The sequence below is a fragment of the Methanomethylovorans sp. genome (assembly GCF_041305605.1).
GTDB lineage: Archaea > Halobacteriota > Methanosarcinia > Methanosarcinales > Methanosarcinaceae > Methanomethylovorans.
The window spans coordinates 1-16,122 of sequence record NZ_JBFYLB010000086.1; the positions used below are offsets into that span (position 1 = coordinate 1).

General features: G+C 39.9%; 13 protein-coding genes and 1 pseudogene. 6 read left to right on the forward strand and 8 right to left on the reverse strand.

From position 1 onward, the window contains the following. The 4 genes from ACCM36_RS05805 to ACCM36_RS05820 all read right to left on the reverse strand — a co-directional run. A partial coding sequence (locus ACCM36_RS05805) for a PhnD/SsuA/transferrin family substrate-binding protein (RefSeq protein ID WP_370572810.1) occupies window positions 1-1,755 on the reverse strand: 1,755 nt, incomplete at its 3' end. Between the two features lie 15 nt (window positions 1,756-1,770). Next, entirely contained in the window at window positions 1,771-2,148 is a 378-nt protein-coding gene (locus tag ACCM36_RS05810) for a response regulator (RefSeq protein ID WP_370572812.1), read from the reverse strand. A 162-nt stretch (window positions 2,149-2,310) separates the two neighbouring features. Next, window positions 2,311-3,105 (reverse strand): DUF1638 domain-containing protein, encoded by a 795-nt coding sequence (locus tag ACCM36_RS05815; protein WP_370572813.1) that lies wholly within the window; start codon window positions 3,103-3,105, stop codon window positions 2,311-2,313. 99 nt (window positions 3,106-3,204) lie between these two features. After that, a complete protein-coding gene (locus ACCM36_RS05820) occupies window positions 3,205-3,897 on the reverse strand; it encodes a type 1 glutamine amidotransferase (RefSeq protein ID WP_370572814.1) in 693 nt (230 codons plus the stop codon). A gap of 407 nt (window positions 3,898-4,304) precedes the next feature. Here ACCM36_RS05820 and ACCM36_RS05825 point away from each other — a divergent pair, with 407 nt between their 5' ends. Continuing rightward, a complete protein-coding gene (locus tag ACCM36_RS05825; RefSeq protein ID WP_370572815.1) occupies window positions 4,305-4,508 on the forward strand; it encodes a hypothetical protein in 204 nt (67 codons plus the stop codon). Window positions 4,509-4,520: 12 nt separating this feature from the next. Here ACCM36_RS05825 and ACCM36_RS05830 read toward each other — a convergent pair whose 3' ends face one another. The 3 genes from ACCM36_RS05830 to ACCM36_RS05840 all read right to left on the reverse strand — a co-directional run bounded on the left by ACCM36_RS05830 (window position 4,521) and on the right by ACCM36_RS05840 (window position 7,940). Further along, entirely contained in the window at window positions 4,521-6,458 is a 1,938-nt protein-coding gene (locus ACCM36_RS05830) for a PAS domain S-box protein (RefSeq protein ID WP_370572816.1), read from the reverse strand. A gap of 89 nt (window positions 6,459-6,547) precedes the next feature. Next, entirely contained in the window at window positions 6,548-7,096 is a 549-nt protein-coding gene (locus tag ACCM36_RS05835) for a pyruvoyl-dependent arginine decarboxylase (RefSeq protein WP_370572817.1), read from the reverse strand. Between the two features lie 160 nt (window positions 7,097-7,256). Beyond that, a complete protein-coding gene (locus tag ACCM36_RS05840; protein ID WP_370572818.1) occupies window positions 7,257-7,940 on the reverse strand; it encodes a hypothetical protein in 684 nt (227 codons plus the stop codon). A gap of 445 nt (window positions 7,941-8,385) precedes the next feature. Between ACCM36_RS05840 and ACCM36_RS05845 the strand changes: the two genes are divergently transcribed. From ACCM36_RS05845 to ACCM36_RS05865, 5 genes are all read left to right on the forward strand, one after another. Continuing rightward, complete coding sequence (locus ACCM36_RS05845; RefSeq protein ID WP_370572819.1) at window positions 8,386-11,136, forward strand: PAS domain S-box protein; 2,751 nt, start codon at window positions 8,386-8,388, stop codon at window positions 11,134-11,136. A 39-nt stretch (window positions 11,137-11,175) separates the two neighbouring features. Beyond that, complete coding sequence (gene mtaC / locus ACCM36_RS05850; protein ID WP_370572820.1) at window positions 11,176-11,940, forward strand: methanol--corrinoid protein MtaC; 765 nt, start codon at window positions 11,176-11,178, stop codon at window positions 11,938-11,940. Window positions 11,941-12,573: 633 nt separating this feature from the next. Continuing rightward, window positions 12,574-13,338, forward strand: a complete 765-nt coding sequence (mtaC, locus tag ACCM36_RS05855) for a methanol--corrinoid protein MtaC (RefSeq protein ID WP_370572821.1) — start codon at window positions 12,574-12,576, stop codon at window positions 13,336-13,338. Between the two features lie 14 nt (window positions 13,339-13,352). Beyond that, window positions 13,353-14,732, forward strand: a complete 1,380-nt coding sequence (gene mtaB, locus ACCM36_RS05860) for a methanol--corrinoid protein co-methyltransferase MtaB (RefSeq protein ID WP_370572822.1) — start codon at window positions 13,353-13,355, stop codon at window positions 14,730-14,732. A gap of 447 nt (window positions 14,733-15,179) precedes the next feature. Continuing rightward, window positions 15,180-15,854: a hypothetical protein gene (locus tag ACCM36_RS05865; RefSeq protein ID WP_370572823.1), complete on the forward strand. Its 675-nt coding sequence runs from the start codon at window positions 15,180-15,182 to the stop codon at window positions 15,852-15,854. Window positions 15,855-15,991: 137 nt separating this feature from the next. Here ACCM36_RS05865 and ACCM36_RS05870 read toward each other — a convergent pair. Further along, a pseudogene (locus ACCM36_RS05870) lies at window positions 15,992-16,122 on the reverse strand (IS5/IS1182 family transposase); the annotation flags it as partial.

Below are 16,122 nucleotides of genomic sequence, written 5' to 3' on the forward strand. Positions count from 1 at the left end.
TAAATTATTCCTTATATCAGTAAAAACTTCGTTTATGGTGAACTTCTCATAGGATATTTGCATTTTTCCGGAGTCCACTTTTGACAAGTCGAGTATATCATTGATAAGAGTAAGAAGATGATGGCCACTGCCGGATATATTTCTTAGATACCTGATTTGTTTCTCATTGAGATTTCCCACAACTCCTTCAAGCAGCATATCTGAAAAACCTATAATGGAATTAAGAGGCGTGCGTAGTTCATGGCTCATATTAGCAAGAAATTCACTCTTGGTGCGGTTAGCCGCTTCAGCAGCGACCCTTGCGTCGATCAGGGCCTCTTCAGCTTTCTTTCTGTATGTAGTATCCCTAATAATGCCGGCAGCATTCCAAGTTCCATCCCTTAGTACAAAAGAGGATAGTGACAATTCTACAGGGAATTCATCCCCCGTTTTTTTCCGAGCCTTAAGAGAGATGATCGGTCCGATAGCAGGTCCTTTGCCTTCAGCCATAAACCCTGCAAGACCTTTTTTATAGCTGCCTGTGTATTCAGCAGGAGCTATCAGATCGTGGAGATATTTGCCCATGACTTCTTCTTTTTTATAATCGAACATCTTTTCAGCAGCGCGGTTCCAGAAAGTGATCATCCCTTTATTATCGATCATTATGATAGCATCCTGGGCGGAGGTACTGATCTTAGCGAATTTATCTTCACTTTCCATCAATGCTTGTTCTGCTTTTTCTCGCTTGATCAGTTCCTCTTTATGCTGACGGTTCACAGAATCAACATATGTAGTTGTCAAAGCTATAACGAACGAGAACATAACTATCAAAATAAACAAAAAGAAATATTTGTTTATTATTTCAGTAGTGTTCATTTTGCCATAATCTTCATACGGTCCCACTTTCATATCTCGCATAAGGTCATGTACCTGCTGATAATCCTGGGGAACAGTCCATCCTCCTTCTTCATCAGGCATATTCAAAAGCGCGATTACCACTTCTTCCACAAGTTCATCAGATACAATATTCGTCCTGGCAAATGCCCATTCAGGATAGAGTTCTGAACTTAGCAGAAAAGGAAAGTTTTCCACATGTTGCTGGTCCAGTACTTTAAAATCCTCTATATTTATCAGGCCCCTGGCATCCATTAATTCCAGCGTACCTGTCCTGATAGCGCCTGAATCCACTTTTCCATCCCTTACAGCAAATACAATTGCACTGCTATTGCCACCAAAAGAGACTTTTCCGAAAAGACTATGCTCCAATCCTTTTTGCTGCAGTTCGTGCAATGTGATCAAATAACTTGCAAAAGACGCATTATCTACATACATAAAAGACTTGGCTCTCAGGTCTTCAAGTGAATTCACATCTGTTCTGTTGACCCGAGTGATAAAAACAGCACCATGCATTGTATAGGGTTTACCTTCCCATACATTTTTCTGCGTTGCAATCCTTGTTATCCCATACTTGTTCTCTGTTTCTACATACATCCACGGATTGCAAATGATGAAATCTATCTCATTTGCTTCGATCTTACTGAAATTATTGAATTCCATCGGAACCAGCTTAAATACAGAAGTATCACTTTCAGAATTAAGATGATCGACAGTAAAATTCCATTTATCCATTGTATGGATACTGTCTGATCTTACCATTACGCCAATATTAACAATATTCTCTTCAGAGCTTGCCAGAGAAGAGAACAAAAGTACTAACAGAAAAAAAAGGCTACTGATCTTAATAAGGACAGTAAGTAAGTTTCTGCCCGTTAGCATAGGCATCACTTGACCTTACAAAGGTACAGTTTCTCCCAGATGCGATCTGACAGTATCTCTAAAATAATGAATGTCAATAGGTTTTGAAATATACCCGCTGCATCCGGCTTCGATAAAACGCTCTTCATCTCCTCGCATTGAATGTGCTGTGAGAGCTACTACAGGTATATCTTTTGTCTGAAGATTAGACTTAAGCCTTGAAAGGACCTCCATTCCATCCATTTTTGGAAGCTGGATGTCCAACAGTATCAGGTCAACTCTCTGCTCTTTGACCTTTTCCAGAGCTTCAAAGCCATCGATAGCCTGGATCACATAGTAACCGAAGGAATCTAACAGGTCAACGGTCAGTTCCATGTTTACCGGATTGTCCTCTACAACCAGTATTCTTTTCATTTCATTCACATCTTTTAGATCTATATAGCTGGTATTCGGTATAAATTTTCATGATCAAATGGAATACAATAATTTCAAATTACATTTTATACGATAAATAGTATTTTTATATTATATAAATATATTCGAGCCATCGATTTTCGATGTAAAAGGTGTTACAATTTACTTCGGGTCTTTCCTTCCATCAAGTGCACTGCAAAAGCATTTCTCAATGAGGGATAAATTCGCATCCATTTCAATTATCTCAAAATCAAAAGTTCTGGCAAACTCTGCTACCATCATGTCAAATCCCAGCTCATACATAAGGCCGGTGTTCAGCTTTGCTACTTTTTTGTAACCTGCATAGTCAAAAACATACTTTGCCATTTTGGTATTATCCGGATCATTGGTTATTCCTGCGGACCTGATCATTTCTTTCCAGTTGGCAGCCCACATAGGGGTCATGAAAAAAGTACCCACTCCTCTGAAACTTTTCAATTTAGCAAGATAGGCAGCCCTGCCGCCAAGCACCGCTCCTATGCAGTCATCTACTATCTCGCCATTCTCCTCCTTAAGGATATATACAGGGCAGGAACATTTGCCCATTTCTGTTTCGACCTTGCCCAGCACATTTCCGCATAGCCCATAGAACAATAGGATAGCCTGCGAATATACGCTCATTTGTTCTATTTTCCCATAAACTGTTCTTCTGAGATTTTCAGGTACTGCATGTAATGCAAGTTCAAGCATATGTATTATGACTATAGTGCTATCTGCGGGAGCATGGGTGATGAACTGTTGTACATTTTCGAAAGGTAAAAACTTGTAAGTACACCCGCATTGTTCTAATTTGCTGGCAATTCCCGTACTATTTTCATCATCGACTATGATCAATGTAGCAATGTTTCCGTGTTTTTCTACCATGCAGACAATCTCATCTTCGAACATCCTGCAGGCAATGATACTAAGCACAAACATGTGGTTCACCTTTTAGACTTTGAGATTGTATGAGATGCAGTCTTATATAAAAGGCGTTGAACTTTGCACTGTATTAGTCTAATATACAGAATATTAAATTTAGAGTTTTATTAAAGAAAGTGTATCAAGTAGCTGAAACATGATCTTTTTTGATATGCCTAATTCTGTTTCTCTGCATAACATACTTTCCTCATTTTGGATATAGCGGCCTTGCACCATGTCTCCCCTGCAATGGTGTATTAGTTCTTTAATCCACATATCATTGGCTTCAGGATGAAATTGTAATCCTATGACATTATTATTGTAAATGAAGCCTTGATTTTTACATGCTTCACTTTCAAATAATCTAACGGCATCTTCAGGTATATCGAACGTATAACTGTGCCACTGGAAAACAGGAAAAGTGTCCGGTAAACCTTTAAGAAAAGTATTGCATTGCGGGGTTTTCCCTACATTATGCCATCCTATCTCTTTGTAGATATTTGGTCCGACATGTGCACCCAGCAGTTGAGCAAGCATCTGGCCCCCAAAACATATACCTAATATCGGTTTATCGATCCTTAGGACTTCTCGTACAAATGCTTTCTCTTTGTGCAGCCAGGGATGGTTATCTTCTTCATATATGCTCATAGTACCACCCATGATGACCAGCATATCGAATTCATCGGGAGACAGAAAGGAATGACAGGTAGAGGGATCAGTAGTTTCAAGGACATAGTCATGAATAAGTGCCCACTCTTTCAGGTTACCAAAACTCTCGAATTTAATATGGTGCAGACAATAAATGATCATACAACCCTCAAAAGATGAAGATTATTCATATGAAAAAATATTTTAAAAAGATGAGAAATGGCACTGAAAAGCGGCCATTGAAAACATGAAATTAGTTTTTGCTAGCAAATTAATAGTATAGAATGTTTTTGATCGATTTGCCTTTTGACAGGAAATGGGCCTTTTCGTTTAACATGAATCCATGTAGGACAGGTCTCAACTTGAGAACCGGTTGTTCCTTTTTTGATGCTATTTTTTCTGTCATGGTACTCCTCTTTAAGGTATACGGAATCCTACTAGTTAATTATGATATTTAAATATATTGCTCATGCAATTGAGTAGAAAATTACAAGACTATGTGAATACATCATCCTTATATAACGTAAAAATCCATCGTATCTTTAAACATTAGTGAAAAGGATAAAACCATGTCCGCCAATAAAAATGTGAAAAAGGCGCCTGAAAAGGAAAAGGATATCACAGTTCCTACAATGGAAGAAGAGATCGATGCCTGGTGCAAGCTTCCACCTCAGCCTTCCAAATCCAAAAGCATAGCTGATATAGAGATCGATGCCTGGTGTGCAGGTTCACCGGACTCTGCAATTGAGCAGGAAAAAAAGAAAAAGAACTGATCTGCTGCAATATCAACCGCCTTTCTTTATGGAGAACCAGAATACACTCCCTTTGCCAGCGGGATTACCATTTACACCGATCCTTCCGCCATGCAAATCAATTATTCTTTTTGCGATGGCAAGTCCGAGGCCGCTTCCCTTTACCCCGCCCTTATGGGCCCTGCTGAAACGATCAAATATCTGTTCTCTGTCGTCGGCTTCCACACCTTCTCCCGAATCTGTTACAAGTATTTTCCAATTTGTCACCTCATCTTCTATACTGACCAGGATCTCGCTGTTGGGTGGACTATATTTGATGGCATTGGAGAGTATGTTGGAAAATACTTCTGCAATTATAGGGTTTATCAAGGCATTGTATTCCTTTTCCAGAGGTACTTTCAAAGAAATGCTCTTTGCCTGTAACTGTGCCTGGTAGCGGTCTGCAACTGACATTAACAGAGGAAGAAGGTCAACTATCTTGAAATCAAGTTCTTCAATACTCTCGAACTTTGCAAGCTTTGCAGCATTATCGATCATCTCAATAAGCTTAAGCTCATTTTGAAAGACTTTCTCAAGCAATTGCTTTTTCTCAGGGTCTTCAGTTGTATCAAGGAGAATCTCAGTGTAACCTTTCATCACAGATGCCGGGCCAAGAAGGTCATGCCTGAGTATATCTGTGAAAAGGTCCTTCATTCGAGTTAGCTGCCTTAGTTCATCGTTGGACTTAAGCAGCATTTCTGCCCTCTTGCTCTCAGAAAGATCCCTTGCAATGCTTATTACAGCTTTTTGTTCCTCATAATCTATCAAACGGCTGCTCAGTTCTACAGGGATCAAAAGTCCATCTTTGCTAACGTGCACGGCCTCTGAAAAGCATTCCATATTCTTAAGAACAGCATTTATTTTTCTTTCCGTTTCTTCGGGTGAATGATGAAGCATGATCTCCCAGCGCTGCATTTTGAGCAGTTCTTTCTTGGAATAACCCAATTTTTCACATGCTACATTATTGACCTCGAGAAACTTTCCTCTAAGATCTGTGATGTAAATAGCATCATTAACACTATTGAATATGGATCTGAACTTTGTTTCGGATAGTTCTAGTTTCCGTTCATGTTCTTTGCGTTCGCTTATATCGAACATCTGAAACATTACAATAACAAGCAAGATAAATAATATCAGATAAATGCTCCAATGCCCAAAAGTATTCCACAGTTCCATATGCGCGCTTAACATGGAATCAGACGGCAAGGCATAAAGGAGCATTTCCCTGTTATATAACGGTATGAGTGAAGTGGTAAGGAATTCATCGGATCGAGCAACCTGGGATTCATAATCAGGCGATATATATACTACTTTCTGATCATCAATCACTTTTAATAACATTCCATCATTCTTTCTGAAGGCCGCTGACTGTGCAAAAATACGTTCAGGTGTGAAAGTAAGCTGGAAAAAAGAGTGATTCTCATAGGGTACCAGTAATGAATAATAGTAGTTTCCAGGCGTGACCTGATATGGTTTTGAAAGGTATGGCTTTTCGGTATATTCTGAGAGCAACATAGATAGTTCTAATATTGAATTGTTATCACCATATGCTGCTGATGGCGTATTGCTATCTGCCGGTACTTTGAAAACCAGTTTCTTTTCAGTGTTAATGAAGTAGATGGAAGAGAGGAATGTATTCTTATGTAGTACCGGTCCGGTTTTGATAAAGAACTCTTCCTGACTTAGGGGAGGTGAACTTGTCTTAATATCATACATTGTCAAAAGTTCCTGAGTAGCTTCATCAAGCTCAGTGCTAAGGTTCAAGCTGATCTGCATGGCTTCCATTTCTGCATTGTATTCCATGCTTGCACTTGTGTTTTGTTTATCCTGTCCAATAGAATAAACTATCAGGACTGCAAAAATAAGAACACTTAAGACAAGTAGCAGGTTCCATCGGTTCCTACTTACGAAATCGTAGAACTGTGAACGCATCAAATATTATATTAAGCAAGCACTATAAAACTCTATTCAAACAAAACAACTGTTAATGAAAATAAAAGAAAGCGTAGAGAAAACGAGAACTATGGTATGATAAATACCATTGCAGCCACGACTGTAGTCCATTTCCCATCTTTATCTCCTTTTGCACATTGGCAGATGTGGAGTGAATCAAAAATATGACCGCTTGCTTTGTAAACCTGTTCCCGCTCATGCCATGCAGACTCGACGTTAAACTCAATACCCAGTGTTGTTGCCAGCATGGTTGCAGCAAGGTCCTCTGCATATTCTCCTGCAGTGATCTCATCTTCTCCAAAGGAATGATGTTCTGAAATGTATCCATACTGTTCCTTTGCATCCACCGGTATAGCAGTACCAATTGCAGCTGCCATCAGGCGTTGAGGCTCATTGGTCTGATTCCTTGCAAGAACACAATGTACTATAGCTCCTGGCTTTAGTTCAGGAAGACCTTCCTCCTTTTTTACGATCTTACAATTGGGAGGCAATATACTTGAAACAGATACAAGGTTATATTTTTCGATACCTGCATTCCTCAAGGCCAATTCAAAAGATGCAAGCTTGTCTTTATGAACACCAGCGCCTTTGACCATGAAAGATTTTGTTGCTATCATACTCAATTCAAACACAACCTAATATATTAAGTTTTTCTATTTTCGATGCCTTGCATGCGATTCTTGAAATAGTTCCTTTAGATATATCTAGTGAAAATTAGATGTGGCTCAAGTCAGATCTCCGACATGAGCCAATGTCCTGGAAACTCGTATATCCGGATCACACAACTTCCATCGTCTTGGGGAAATCCCCATCGAAATGCAGCTGTCCATCCTCTATTTCGAGGGTTTCTATATTCAGACCAGGCATCTTTGCAAGATTTGAATTGATCATATCTTCAAATGCCTGCTCACCTTTGTCGGCACTACCATCTGGAATGGGCAGCATGCCAACTTTTGCTTCATAGATTTCCATCCGAACAGTGGAATCACTATCTTTCTCAAAGCGGCCTGAAGCATACACAGGACCTTTGAAATCATAGCCATAATCTTTCAGGTCAACATACGCTGACATTTCTGCTTCGTTATTATCGCCTAATTTTACCTGGATCTGTTTTATAGCTCCTTCATTGTTAGTGGCCTGCAGGTATGAGCTCAATTGAGAACTGGAAAGTGTAATATCCATAGGTGCCGGGTCAGAATATTGTATGTTACTTGTGAGCTGGTATTCTGAAATAGGAGATTTAAGGGTTATACCATTTTCTTCTACCATTTGATCAAAAAGAACAGGGTCAACTTCAACACCCAGATCTTTTGCTTCATCCGTACCAAGCACGTGGGTTAAGATGGGGATATTCACAAGTCCACTTGCAGCAACTGTAGTAAGTAATAGGAATATTAAGAGGAGAATTCCGATCACTATTAAGTTCTTTTTACTCTTGACTGCGTTTCCTGAAGAATTCAATCAAACAACTCCTTTGAAATGTTTCATGTATATCTCTTGCAATTACCTGTACAATAAGACCTGATCCTCATGTGAACGGATTAGTATATCAGGAATATTTGTACATTGTATCCTGTACTAAAATCAGAATATTATACCTACCAATATATATAAATGTTCATGAGTGATGTGCAAGACGAGAAATGTAGCTCACATCTTCGTGAATACTCCTCTGTAGATTGGATCGAAGGAAGGAAGTATCAATGTTTGGATGCGAGCTAATATATAATCTGGCAAACTTGTATTTAAGATTCTCTTTTGAGCTAACAGAATCTTTCAATGATGGTCAATAGCTTCATTAATACCAATATCTGTATTGTCAGCAATTCAGAGATAGTCTATGTCACAGGAATAATATCCCTTTACTAAAAAACGGGCACTAACATTGAAAAGTGCAGGTGTAAAAATGGACGTTTTAACAAAAAGGCTTGGAACTACATTTTGCAATAATGCTGTATTTACTTTTTCATGGAAGAATGAGGAGAACTGGCCCGTAGATTCCGTTTCAGAGAACATAGAGCAACTTGGATACGCGTCAGATGAGTTTATATCAGGCCGGCTTACCTATTCTGAGATAGTGCATCCGGATGACATGGATAAATTGAAGTATGTGATCCGACAATGGGACCGGGAAAACATGCCGTGTCTTTTTCTGGAATACAGGATACTGGACATTAAAGGTGATGTACACTGGGTAGCAAAATTTTTACATGGACAGTGTGATGAAGAAGGTATCCTGAAATATCTGCACGGAATAATTGTAGATATTACGGAAAGTAAAAGGACAGAGTTATCCCTCAGGCCGGAAAATGATTACCTTAAGAGTGTTGTCAATACTGTAAGAGAAGCGCTGCTAGTACTTGATTTTAATTTGAAAATAATATTTGCGAACCTTTCATTCTACCGTTTGTTCACAACAGAACCATCAGAAACCGAAGGTCAGTTCTTATACGATATTGAAGACGGGCAGTGGAATATTCCTTCTCTAAAGGCAAGGATGTCAGCACTTTTGGAAGAGGGCACAGAGTTCAATGATCTGGAACTAGAAAAACATTTCAACAAAATAGGACATCGTGTGGTACTCGTTAATTCCAAAACAATTAACACATTGAATGGAGCAGACAGGATTATCGTACTTGCCATTGAAGATGTCACTTCCGGCAAAAAATCTGCAATGGAACTTAAGGCATCAGAGGCGAAATATTCTGCCCTGGTGGAAAAGGGGAATGATGGTATAATCATAATACAGGAAGATGTCTTAAGGTTCACAAATTCTAAATTCCTGGAGTTAACGAGGTACCAGAAAGAAGAAATCATCAATAGTGTATTGCTTGATCACGTTCCTCTGGATTTCAGGCGTATGCTTTTAAAAAGATATACTAAGACACTAAGGGATGAAAGAAGTATAAAACGCAATTATGAAGTGGACTTTTTCAGAAAGGATGGTTCCACTTTTCCTGCTGAAGTTAGTCTTTCTTTCATATATTATGAAAATGATCCGGCTGTGATGATCGCTATAAGGGACATAGCAGAACGTAAAAAAGCGGAGATGGAACTCAAAAACTCTGAAAAGAAGTACTCTACCCTTGTAGAAAAGAGCAATGATGGTATTGTCATTTTACAGGACGATCACCTGGTATTTGCCAATAATAAATTTGTGGAAATTACAGGATACACCCGTACAGAGGCTATCGGTAAACCATTTGCAAACTTTCTTTCCATGGAATATCGCCGCATGATCATTGGAAAGTTCAAGAGAAATCTGGAAAAAAAGCGTGAGACTCCTCATAAATATGAGATCGAACTACTTTCAAAGGCAGGCAAAAAGATCCCTGCAGAGATCAACTCGTCGATAATCGAGCACGAAGGCCGGCCAGCTTACATGGCTATTATCAGGGATATTACGGAGCAGAAAACAAGAGAACAGGAGCTTCTTAAATTAATTGAGGTACAGAAGGTCCTTGAAAATGTAATTGAAAGCAGTCCTGCAATTGTTTTCTTCTGGAAACCCGATGAAAACTGGCCTGTAGAGTTCGTATCTGAGAACATTTCTCAGTTTGGATATACTGCAAAGGAATTTATGTCCGGTAAAATACTTTATGGTAATATAATCCATCCCTCCGATCTTGAAAAGATGAATCATGGAACTTCAAGATGTTTCCAGGAGGGAGGGACTAATATTTCCCTTGAGTACCGGATCCTTACAAGATCGGGTGAAGTCCGATGGATCGATGAACGATCTGTTATTAAAAGAGATGCAGAAGGCAGGATTCAATATATACATGGTATAATAGTGGATGTTACAGAACGCAAGAACGTTAATAATTTCATGCGCATAGGTTCAGATCTAGGTACCCTGTTAACTCCTACGGCTGATATTAAAGAGCTTTTTCAGCAATTCCTTGAGCTTGTAACACAGGTTAAGGGAATTGATTGCGGTACTTTGTACCTTGTAGATGAGTCTACAGGCGATCTTAACCTGGTTGCTCATAAAAGCCTGTCATTCAAGTTTGTGAACAGTATCCGGCAATACTCTGCAAATTCCCTGCATGCCAGAATACTTAAGACCGAATATCCGATCTATAAACTATATTATGAGATAAATTCCATGACTCATGGAAAAGACCTTGGTTTTGAAGGACTTGAAGCCACTGCCATATTACCCCTTAAGTATGAGGGTAATGTTGTAGCAGTGTTCATGCTTGCATCACATACTGAGTATGCTATTGCACAAAATATACGTAGTACACTTGAAAGTCTTGCTTCTCAGGTAGGCCCTTCCATAGGGCGCATAAGGGAACAGGTACATGTCCAAAAGAACCTAAATAATTTGCAAGATATCATAGATAATTTGGAGGATTTCCTATTTGTGCTTGATATGGATGGCTGTATATTGCATACTAATAGTTTCCTGTGCAAACGCCTGGGTTATTCTCAGGAAGAACTGCTTGGTTTGAACATGCTTAATCTGCATCCTCAGAACAGAGCCATAGAGACAGCCACTGCACTTGCCGATATATTGGCCGGAAAAATGTCCATAATAAGGATCCCATTTGAATCATATGACGGAGAACTGATACCTGTAGAGATCAAAACCACCAGGGGAAATTGGGATGGACATTTGGCTCTGATATGCCTTGCCAGAGAAAGCAGCTGAAAAACACATGCTCTATAAAATAAATTAGAAGGAATAAATATGATCACTGTCGATCCATCCGAAATCCTGGTACGATACAACGTAAAGGCTGAGAAGGAGCTAAGCCCTGAAGAGGTAGCTAAGGAGCTATATCCTGAAGATATTGTGCTAAGACCAATCGTTGAGGCTGTTTTTGAAGGAGACGAAGATGATGTGATAGATGCTTTAGAGGCGGCGATCCATGCCGGAAGGGACCCATTATCTCTTATTGATGACGCTCTCATGCCGGGGATGGGCATTGTTTCTGAACTATATGATGAAGGTATTCTTTTTCTTCCGGATGTGATCATCTCAGCGCATGCCATGACCGATGGTATCGAATATTGTAAACAGATGTCCAGTGCAGCTCATGAATTCAAAGGAAAGGTCGTGTCCTTTGTTGTAGAAGGAGATATGCATGACATTGGCAAGAAGATCGTTACTGTTCTTCTGCGTGCTAATGGTTATGAAGTCATAGATCTTGGAAGCGATGTGCTGGCCAGTGAAGTGATCAGTGCTGTCAAGAGAGAAAAACCTATCATGCTTTCAGGTACTGCTCTGATGACAACTACTATGTATTCGTTCAAAGAGATCAATAACATGCTGCTTGAGAATAACATTTGCATTCCTTTTGTCTGTGGGGGAGGAGCCGTAAAACAGGATTTTGTATTTGGTTATGAACTTGGAGTATATTGTGAGGATGCCGCAGATGCTTCGAAGATAGCTGATGAAATCCTCAAAGGTGCTGGTGTGAAAGAACTAAGAGAAAGATTTCACAGGCATTGATCTCAGGCTGAGCTGCTCGCGCGGATATAATTTTACTCTTTTTGTACACTAATTTATTTTTTGAGCTAATGTTTTATTGATGTTTTTCGGTTCAGTCAAAATATATCAGGTCCGCAATTAATTATATTCTTTGATACTGGGTAGTTATTTTTCGTATTCATTTACAGTTCATTTATAGGTACTTGCTTTTGGAGATTTTCAAGTATTTTAATATTATGGTTTGTTAAGACATATAACCAATAAAGAAAAAACAAATTTGCAAAAAACACAATTGGTAAGACCCCATGTTACTCAGCAGAGATATATGAATATATTATATAACCTATATGCTTTTATACTTGTATGAGATGAAGTGTTTTATTTAATGATATATAAGTATTGTTGCATATGAATGAATGGTTATTTTTCAATAGTGCTACACCATAAAAATAAACGTTATCTATAGACATCTATTTTTAAATAATTGCCATATGGGAGTGGGATCATATATGAGCAAAGTATATATAGAAAAACCAATAAAAGCAAAAGTTTAAATATAGAAACACGAGTTGCATGTTTAGGTCGAAAGGCCTACTAAGGTAGATTGGATCAAGGCTTGTTCAAGCCTTAATAATAAATTGAAGGAAGTGTAGTATGTTAAAAATTGACTACAAGGATATATTAGTAAGATATAATGTAAAAATGGAAAAATCAATGACCCCAGAAGATGCTGCAGCAGAGCTCTATCCAAAGGATGCTCTTATTCGCCCAATTGCTGAAGCTATTTTTGAAGGTGAAGAGGACGATGTAATTGCAGGTCTTGAGAAGGCCATTGCAGCTGGAAAGAGTCCAATTTCCCTCATTGATGACGCCCTGATGGTCGGTATGGGTGTCGTAACAAATCTTTATGACCAGGGCATAATCTTCCTGCCAAACGTTATGATGTCTGCAGATGCAATGCTCGACGGTATCGAGTACTGTAAAGAAAAATCCGGTGAGTCCCCCGAATCAAAAGGCAAGATCGTTGTCCACGTGGCAGAAGGAGATGTCCACGACATCGGTAAGTCAATTGTTGCAGCACTCCTCAGAGCAAACGGCTATGAAGTAATTGACCTCGGAAGAGATGTACCAGCAGCAGAGGTCCTTGCAGCAGTCAAGGAACATAAACCACTCATGGTAACAGGTACTGCATTGATGACAACCACTATGTACGCATTCAAAGAAGTCAACGACCAGCTCCTTGAAGCCGGAATCAAGATCCCATTCGCATGCGGAGGCGGAGCAGTTAACCAGGACTTCGTTTCAACATACACGCTCGGTGTCTATGGTGAAGAAGCAGCAGATGCACCGAAGATGGCAGATGCTATCCTGAAAGGTGCTGGCATAGACAAGCTTAGAACAATGTTCCACAAACACTAATCGAGGTGAAAATAATGGCAGTTAAAAGATACACACAGATGGCTTATGCAAATGCAGATGATATGGTATTCGGCCGTGCAAAATACCCGGTAAAAGCAGGACTTGGAGTAGAGATTGGTGCAGGATGCACTATCGCTGAAGTGAACTATGCACCCAGGCCAGAAGCAGGAGTTTCCAAAGAGAAGCTGGTCAATGAATACCAGAGGATCACAAGAGACATTCTGCAGAGAATGGTCCAGGTAGGTTTCCCTGCAGTAGTACTCGAGACAGAACACGTGCAGCAGATGACCAACAACCCAACATGGGGAGGCGAGGTCGCACACGCACAGAAGACCATTATGGAAGAGTACTATGAGGAATATGGCCTGAAGTCCGCACTGAGGCACACCCCTGGTGACATCAGAGAGAACAAGGACTACATGGACCTCAGGGGAAACAAGTACCCTGTCGTTATGGAATCATTCGAAGCTGTTGCAGAAGGCGGAGCAGACCTGTTATCCATTGAATCAATGGGTGGAAAAGAGATCTTCGACTATGCAATTCTGAGGAACGACATTGGCGGTATGCTCTACGCAATAGGTGTACTGGGCAGCATGGACATGGAATACCTTTGGCAGGACATTGCAAAGGTCGCCCAGAAGAAGAACGTCGTTGCAGCTGGTGACACTGACTGTGCACAGGCAAACACTGCAATGTTCATTGCAGGCGGACTTCTGGACAAGAACCTGGCACACACCCTCGCTATCATTGCAAGGAGCCTCGCAGGAGCAAGGACCCTCTCCGGATATGAAGCCGGTGCAGTAGGCCCAGGAAAAGACTGCGGATACGAGAACATATTCGTAAAAGCCATCACTGGTATGCCAATGGCCTTTGAAGGTAAGACCTCCACCTGTGCTCACTCCGATGTTATGGGTAACCTGATCATGCAGTGCTGTGACCTATGGTCCAACGAATCTGTCGAATACCACTCCGAATTCGGTGGTACTACAGTCCAGTGCTGGTCTGAGACCCTCAGCTACGACTGCGCACTGATGAACGTTGCACTCAAGTCCGGAAACGAGAAGATCCTCAGGGACATGCTCGTGGCATCTGACAGGTACAGAGACCCACAGTCATACATCCTTGCATACGACAACGCACACAAGATCGGTCAGGCAATTGTAAAGGACGGTAATGACCTGTACCTCCGTGCAAAGAACGCTGCTCTGGAATGCTGCAACCTGTTGACCTCTGCAGAAGGCCTTGAAATGACAAGGTTCGAAATCAACGCATTGCAGAAGGCAAAGGGCGAACTCGAAGCACTCACTGCAGATGCAGACAAGTTCATGAGCGACTGCATGAGCAAATACAAGGCCGAGATCAAGGTGTTCAAGCCAGAGAACTACGGTCTCTAAATACAATATGTGAGGGTTTCACTGAAACCCTTACTCCTAATTTCAAAAAACGAACTTCCCAAATATTCATGATTATACAAAGGCTTGCAGAAAAACTTGTTTGGGGTCTATAGTCTGATCAGTTTTACCTCCATTCTATCTGATCAATCTACTAAACAGTCAAGTTTCTGTAAGCCCTTTCTCCATAAAACTTTATATAGTATTTTATATTGATTTCAATAGTTATTCTACAGAGCCAATAAATGAAAAATGATCAGTTTTAGATCTTGTGTTAAGAACACTTTAACTCAGCTTCCTGATCCATTCCTTATCCCGATAGTCACATCTTGTGGGCTATCTTGTCATAGGTTTCAGGCACTTTTTATATAACTACATACTTCCTTTTTATACAGAGTAAAATTAAAATACTATTAATATACTTATACATGTACCAATTATTTGGAGTGTATGAAAATGGATAACTGTTGTTCAGAATGTAATGCTGAGATCACAGAAGCAGAGTATAACTATTCTTTGAATAGATTTGAACGTCCTCTTTGCAGGGAGCATCAAAGATCGCAGTACAACTTAGATACAGAAGCCTTGAATGCAAAATCATGTCCAGATCGTCAAAATGGTCCCAACTCAAATACCATCTCTGAGAAAGATAGCAACTTCATTGAAAATATGATCAAAGGGAGGATCGCTGAAACTCTCGTTGAAGAATTGTTCACATATTTAGGGTACAGTGTATTCAGATACAATATTTTGAACACTGTTCCCGGAGTGATGCAGCTTTTAAAAGATGTTCGCACTGATGTTGCAGCAAATATCAAAAGAATGCCTGACCTTGTGATACAGGATCCGAACAGCGGCGAGGTTTATTTCACTGATGTCAAGTTCAGGAAAAATGAAACTTTCACATTCAATGATATTGGCCCCGATTATCCATATGAGAACTGCTACTTTATTGTGATATCAAAGAAGCACATAAAGTGCATAACATATCAAGAACTGAATGAAGGCAAGGAGATAACCCCATCGTCCCGTAACTATCTCGGGAACAGGAAGGAGTTCGAGCTGGACAAAGATGTTATCATCAAGTTCTGCGACTTTGCAGTTAAGTTCTTTGATGCAGTATAACATCTTCATGTGCCTTATAGAATAAATTGAACAAGCAGAGGATAGGCTGACATTATTGCAAGGTAAAGGCAGTCCGCAGTTCGCTTTCTGTTATAGATTGGCCGGAGTTCTCCTTCTAGCCTATCCTTCATATGTTTCTAATAAACAGGCTCTGTAGAAATGCTCATTTGAGCAATATATGTAACCTTGACGTATCTATCAAGGTTATGTATTAATAACTTGATTTTAACCTCTTTTACTTGATTCCAGTATTTTCTTGCCTTTATTT

Coding starts and splice junctions, on each gene's coding strand:
- mtaC (WP_370572820.1), top strand. CDS start 11,176: ATGATCACTGTCGATCCATCCGAAATCCTGGTACGATACAACGTAAAG.
- ACCM36_RS05815 (WP_370572813.1), bottom strand. CDS start 3,105: ATGTTTGTGCTTAGTATCATTGCCTGCAGGATGTTCGAAGATGAGATT.
- ACCM36_RS05845 (WP_370572819.1), top strand. CDS start 8,386: ATGGACGTTTTAACAAAAAGGCTTGGAACTACATTTTGCAATAATGCT.
- ACCM36_RS05835 (WP_370572817.1), bottom strand. CDS start 7,096: ATGATAGCAACAAAATCTTTCATGGTCAAAGGCGCTGGTGTTCATAAA.
- mtaB (WP_370572822.1), top strand. CDS start 13,353: ATGGCAGTTAAAAGATACACACAGATGGCTTATGCAAATGCAGATGAT.
- ACCM36_RS05820 (WP_370572814.1), bottom strand. CDS start 3,897: ATGATCATTTATTGTCTGCACCATATTAAATTCGAGAGTTTTGGTAAC.
- mtaC (WP_370572821.1), top strand. CDS start 12,574: ATGTTAAAAATTGACTACAAGGATATATTAGTAAGATATAATGTAAAA.
- ACCM36_RS05810 (WP_370572812.1), bottom strand. CDS start 2,148: ATGAAAAGAATACTGGTTGTAGAGGACAATCCGGTAAACATGGAACTG.
- ACCM36_RS05830 (WP_370572816.1), bottom strand. CDS start 6,458: ATGCGTTCACAGTTCTACGATTTCGTAAGTAGGAACCGATGGAACCTG.
- ACCM36_RS05865 (WP_370572823.1), top strand. CDS start 15,180: ATGAAAATGGATAACTGTTGTTCAGAATGTAATGCTGAGATCACAGAA.
- ACCM36_RS05825 (WP_370572815.1), top strand. CDS start 4,305: ATGTCCGCCAATAAAAATGTGAAAAAGGCGCCTGAAAAGGAAAAGGAT.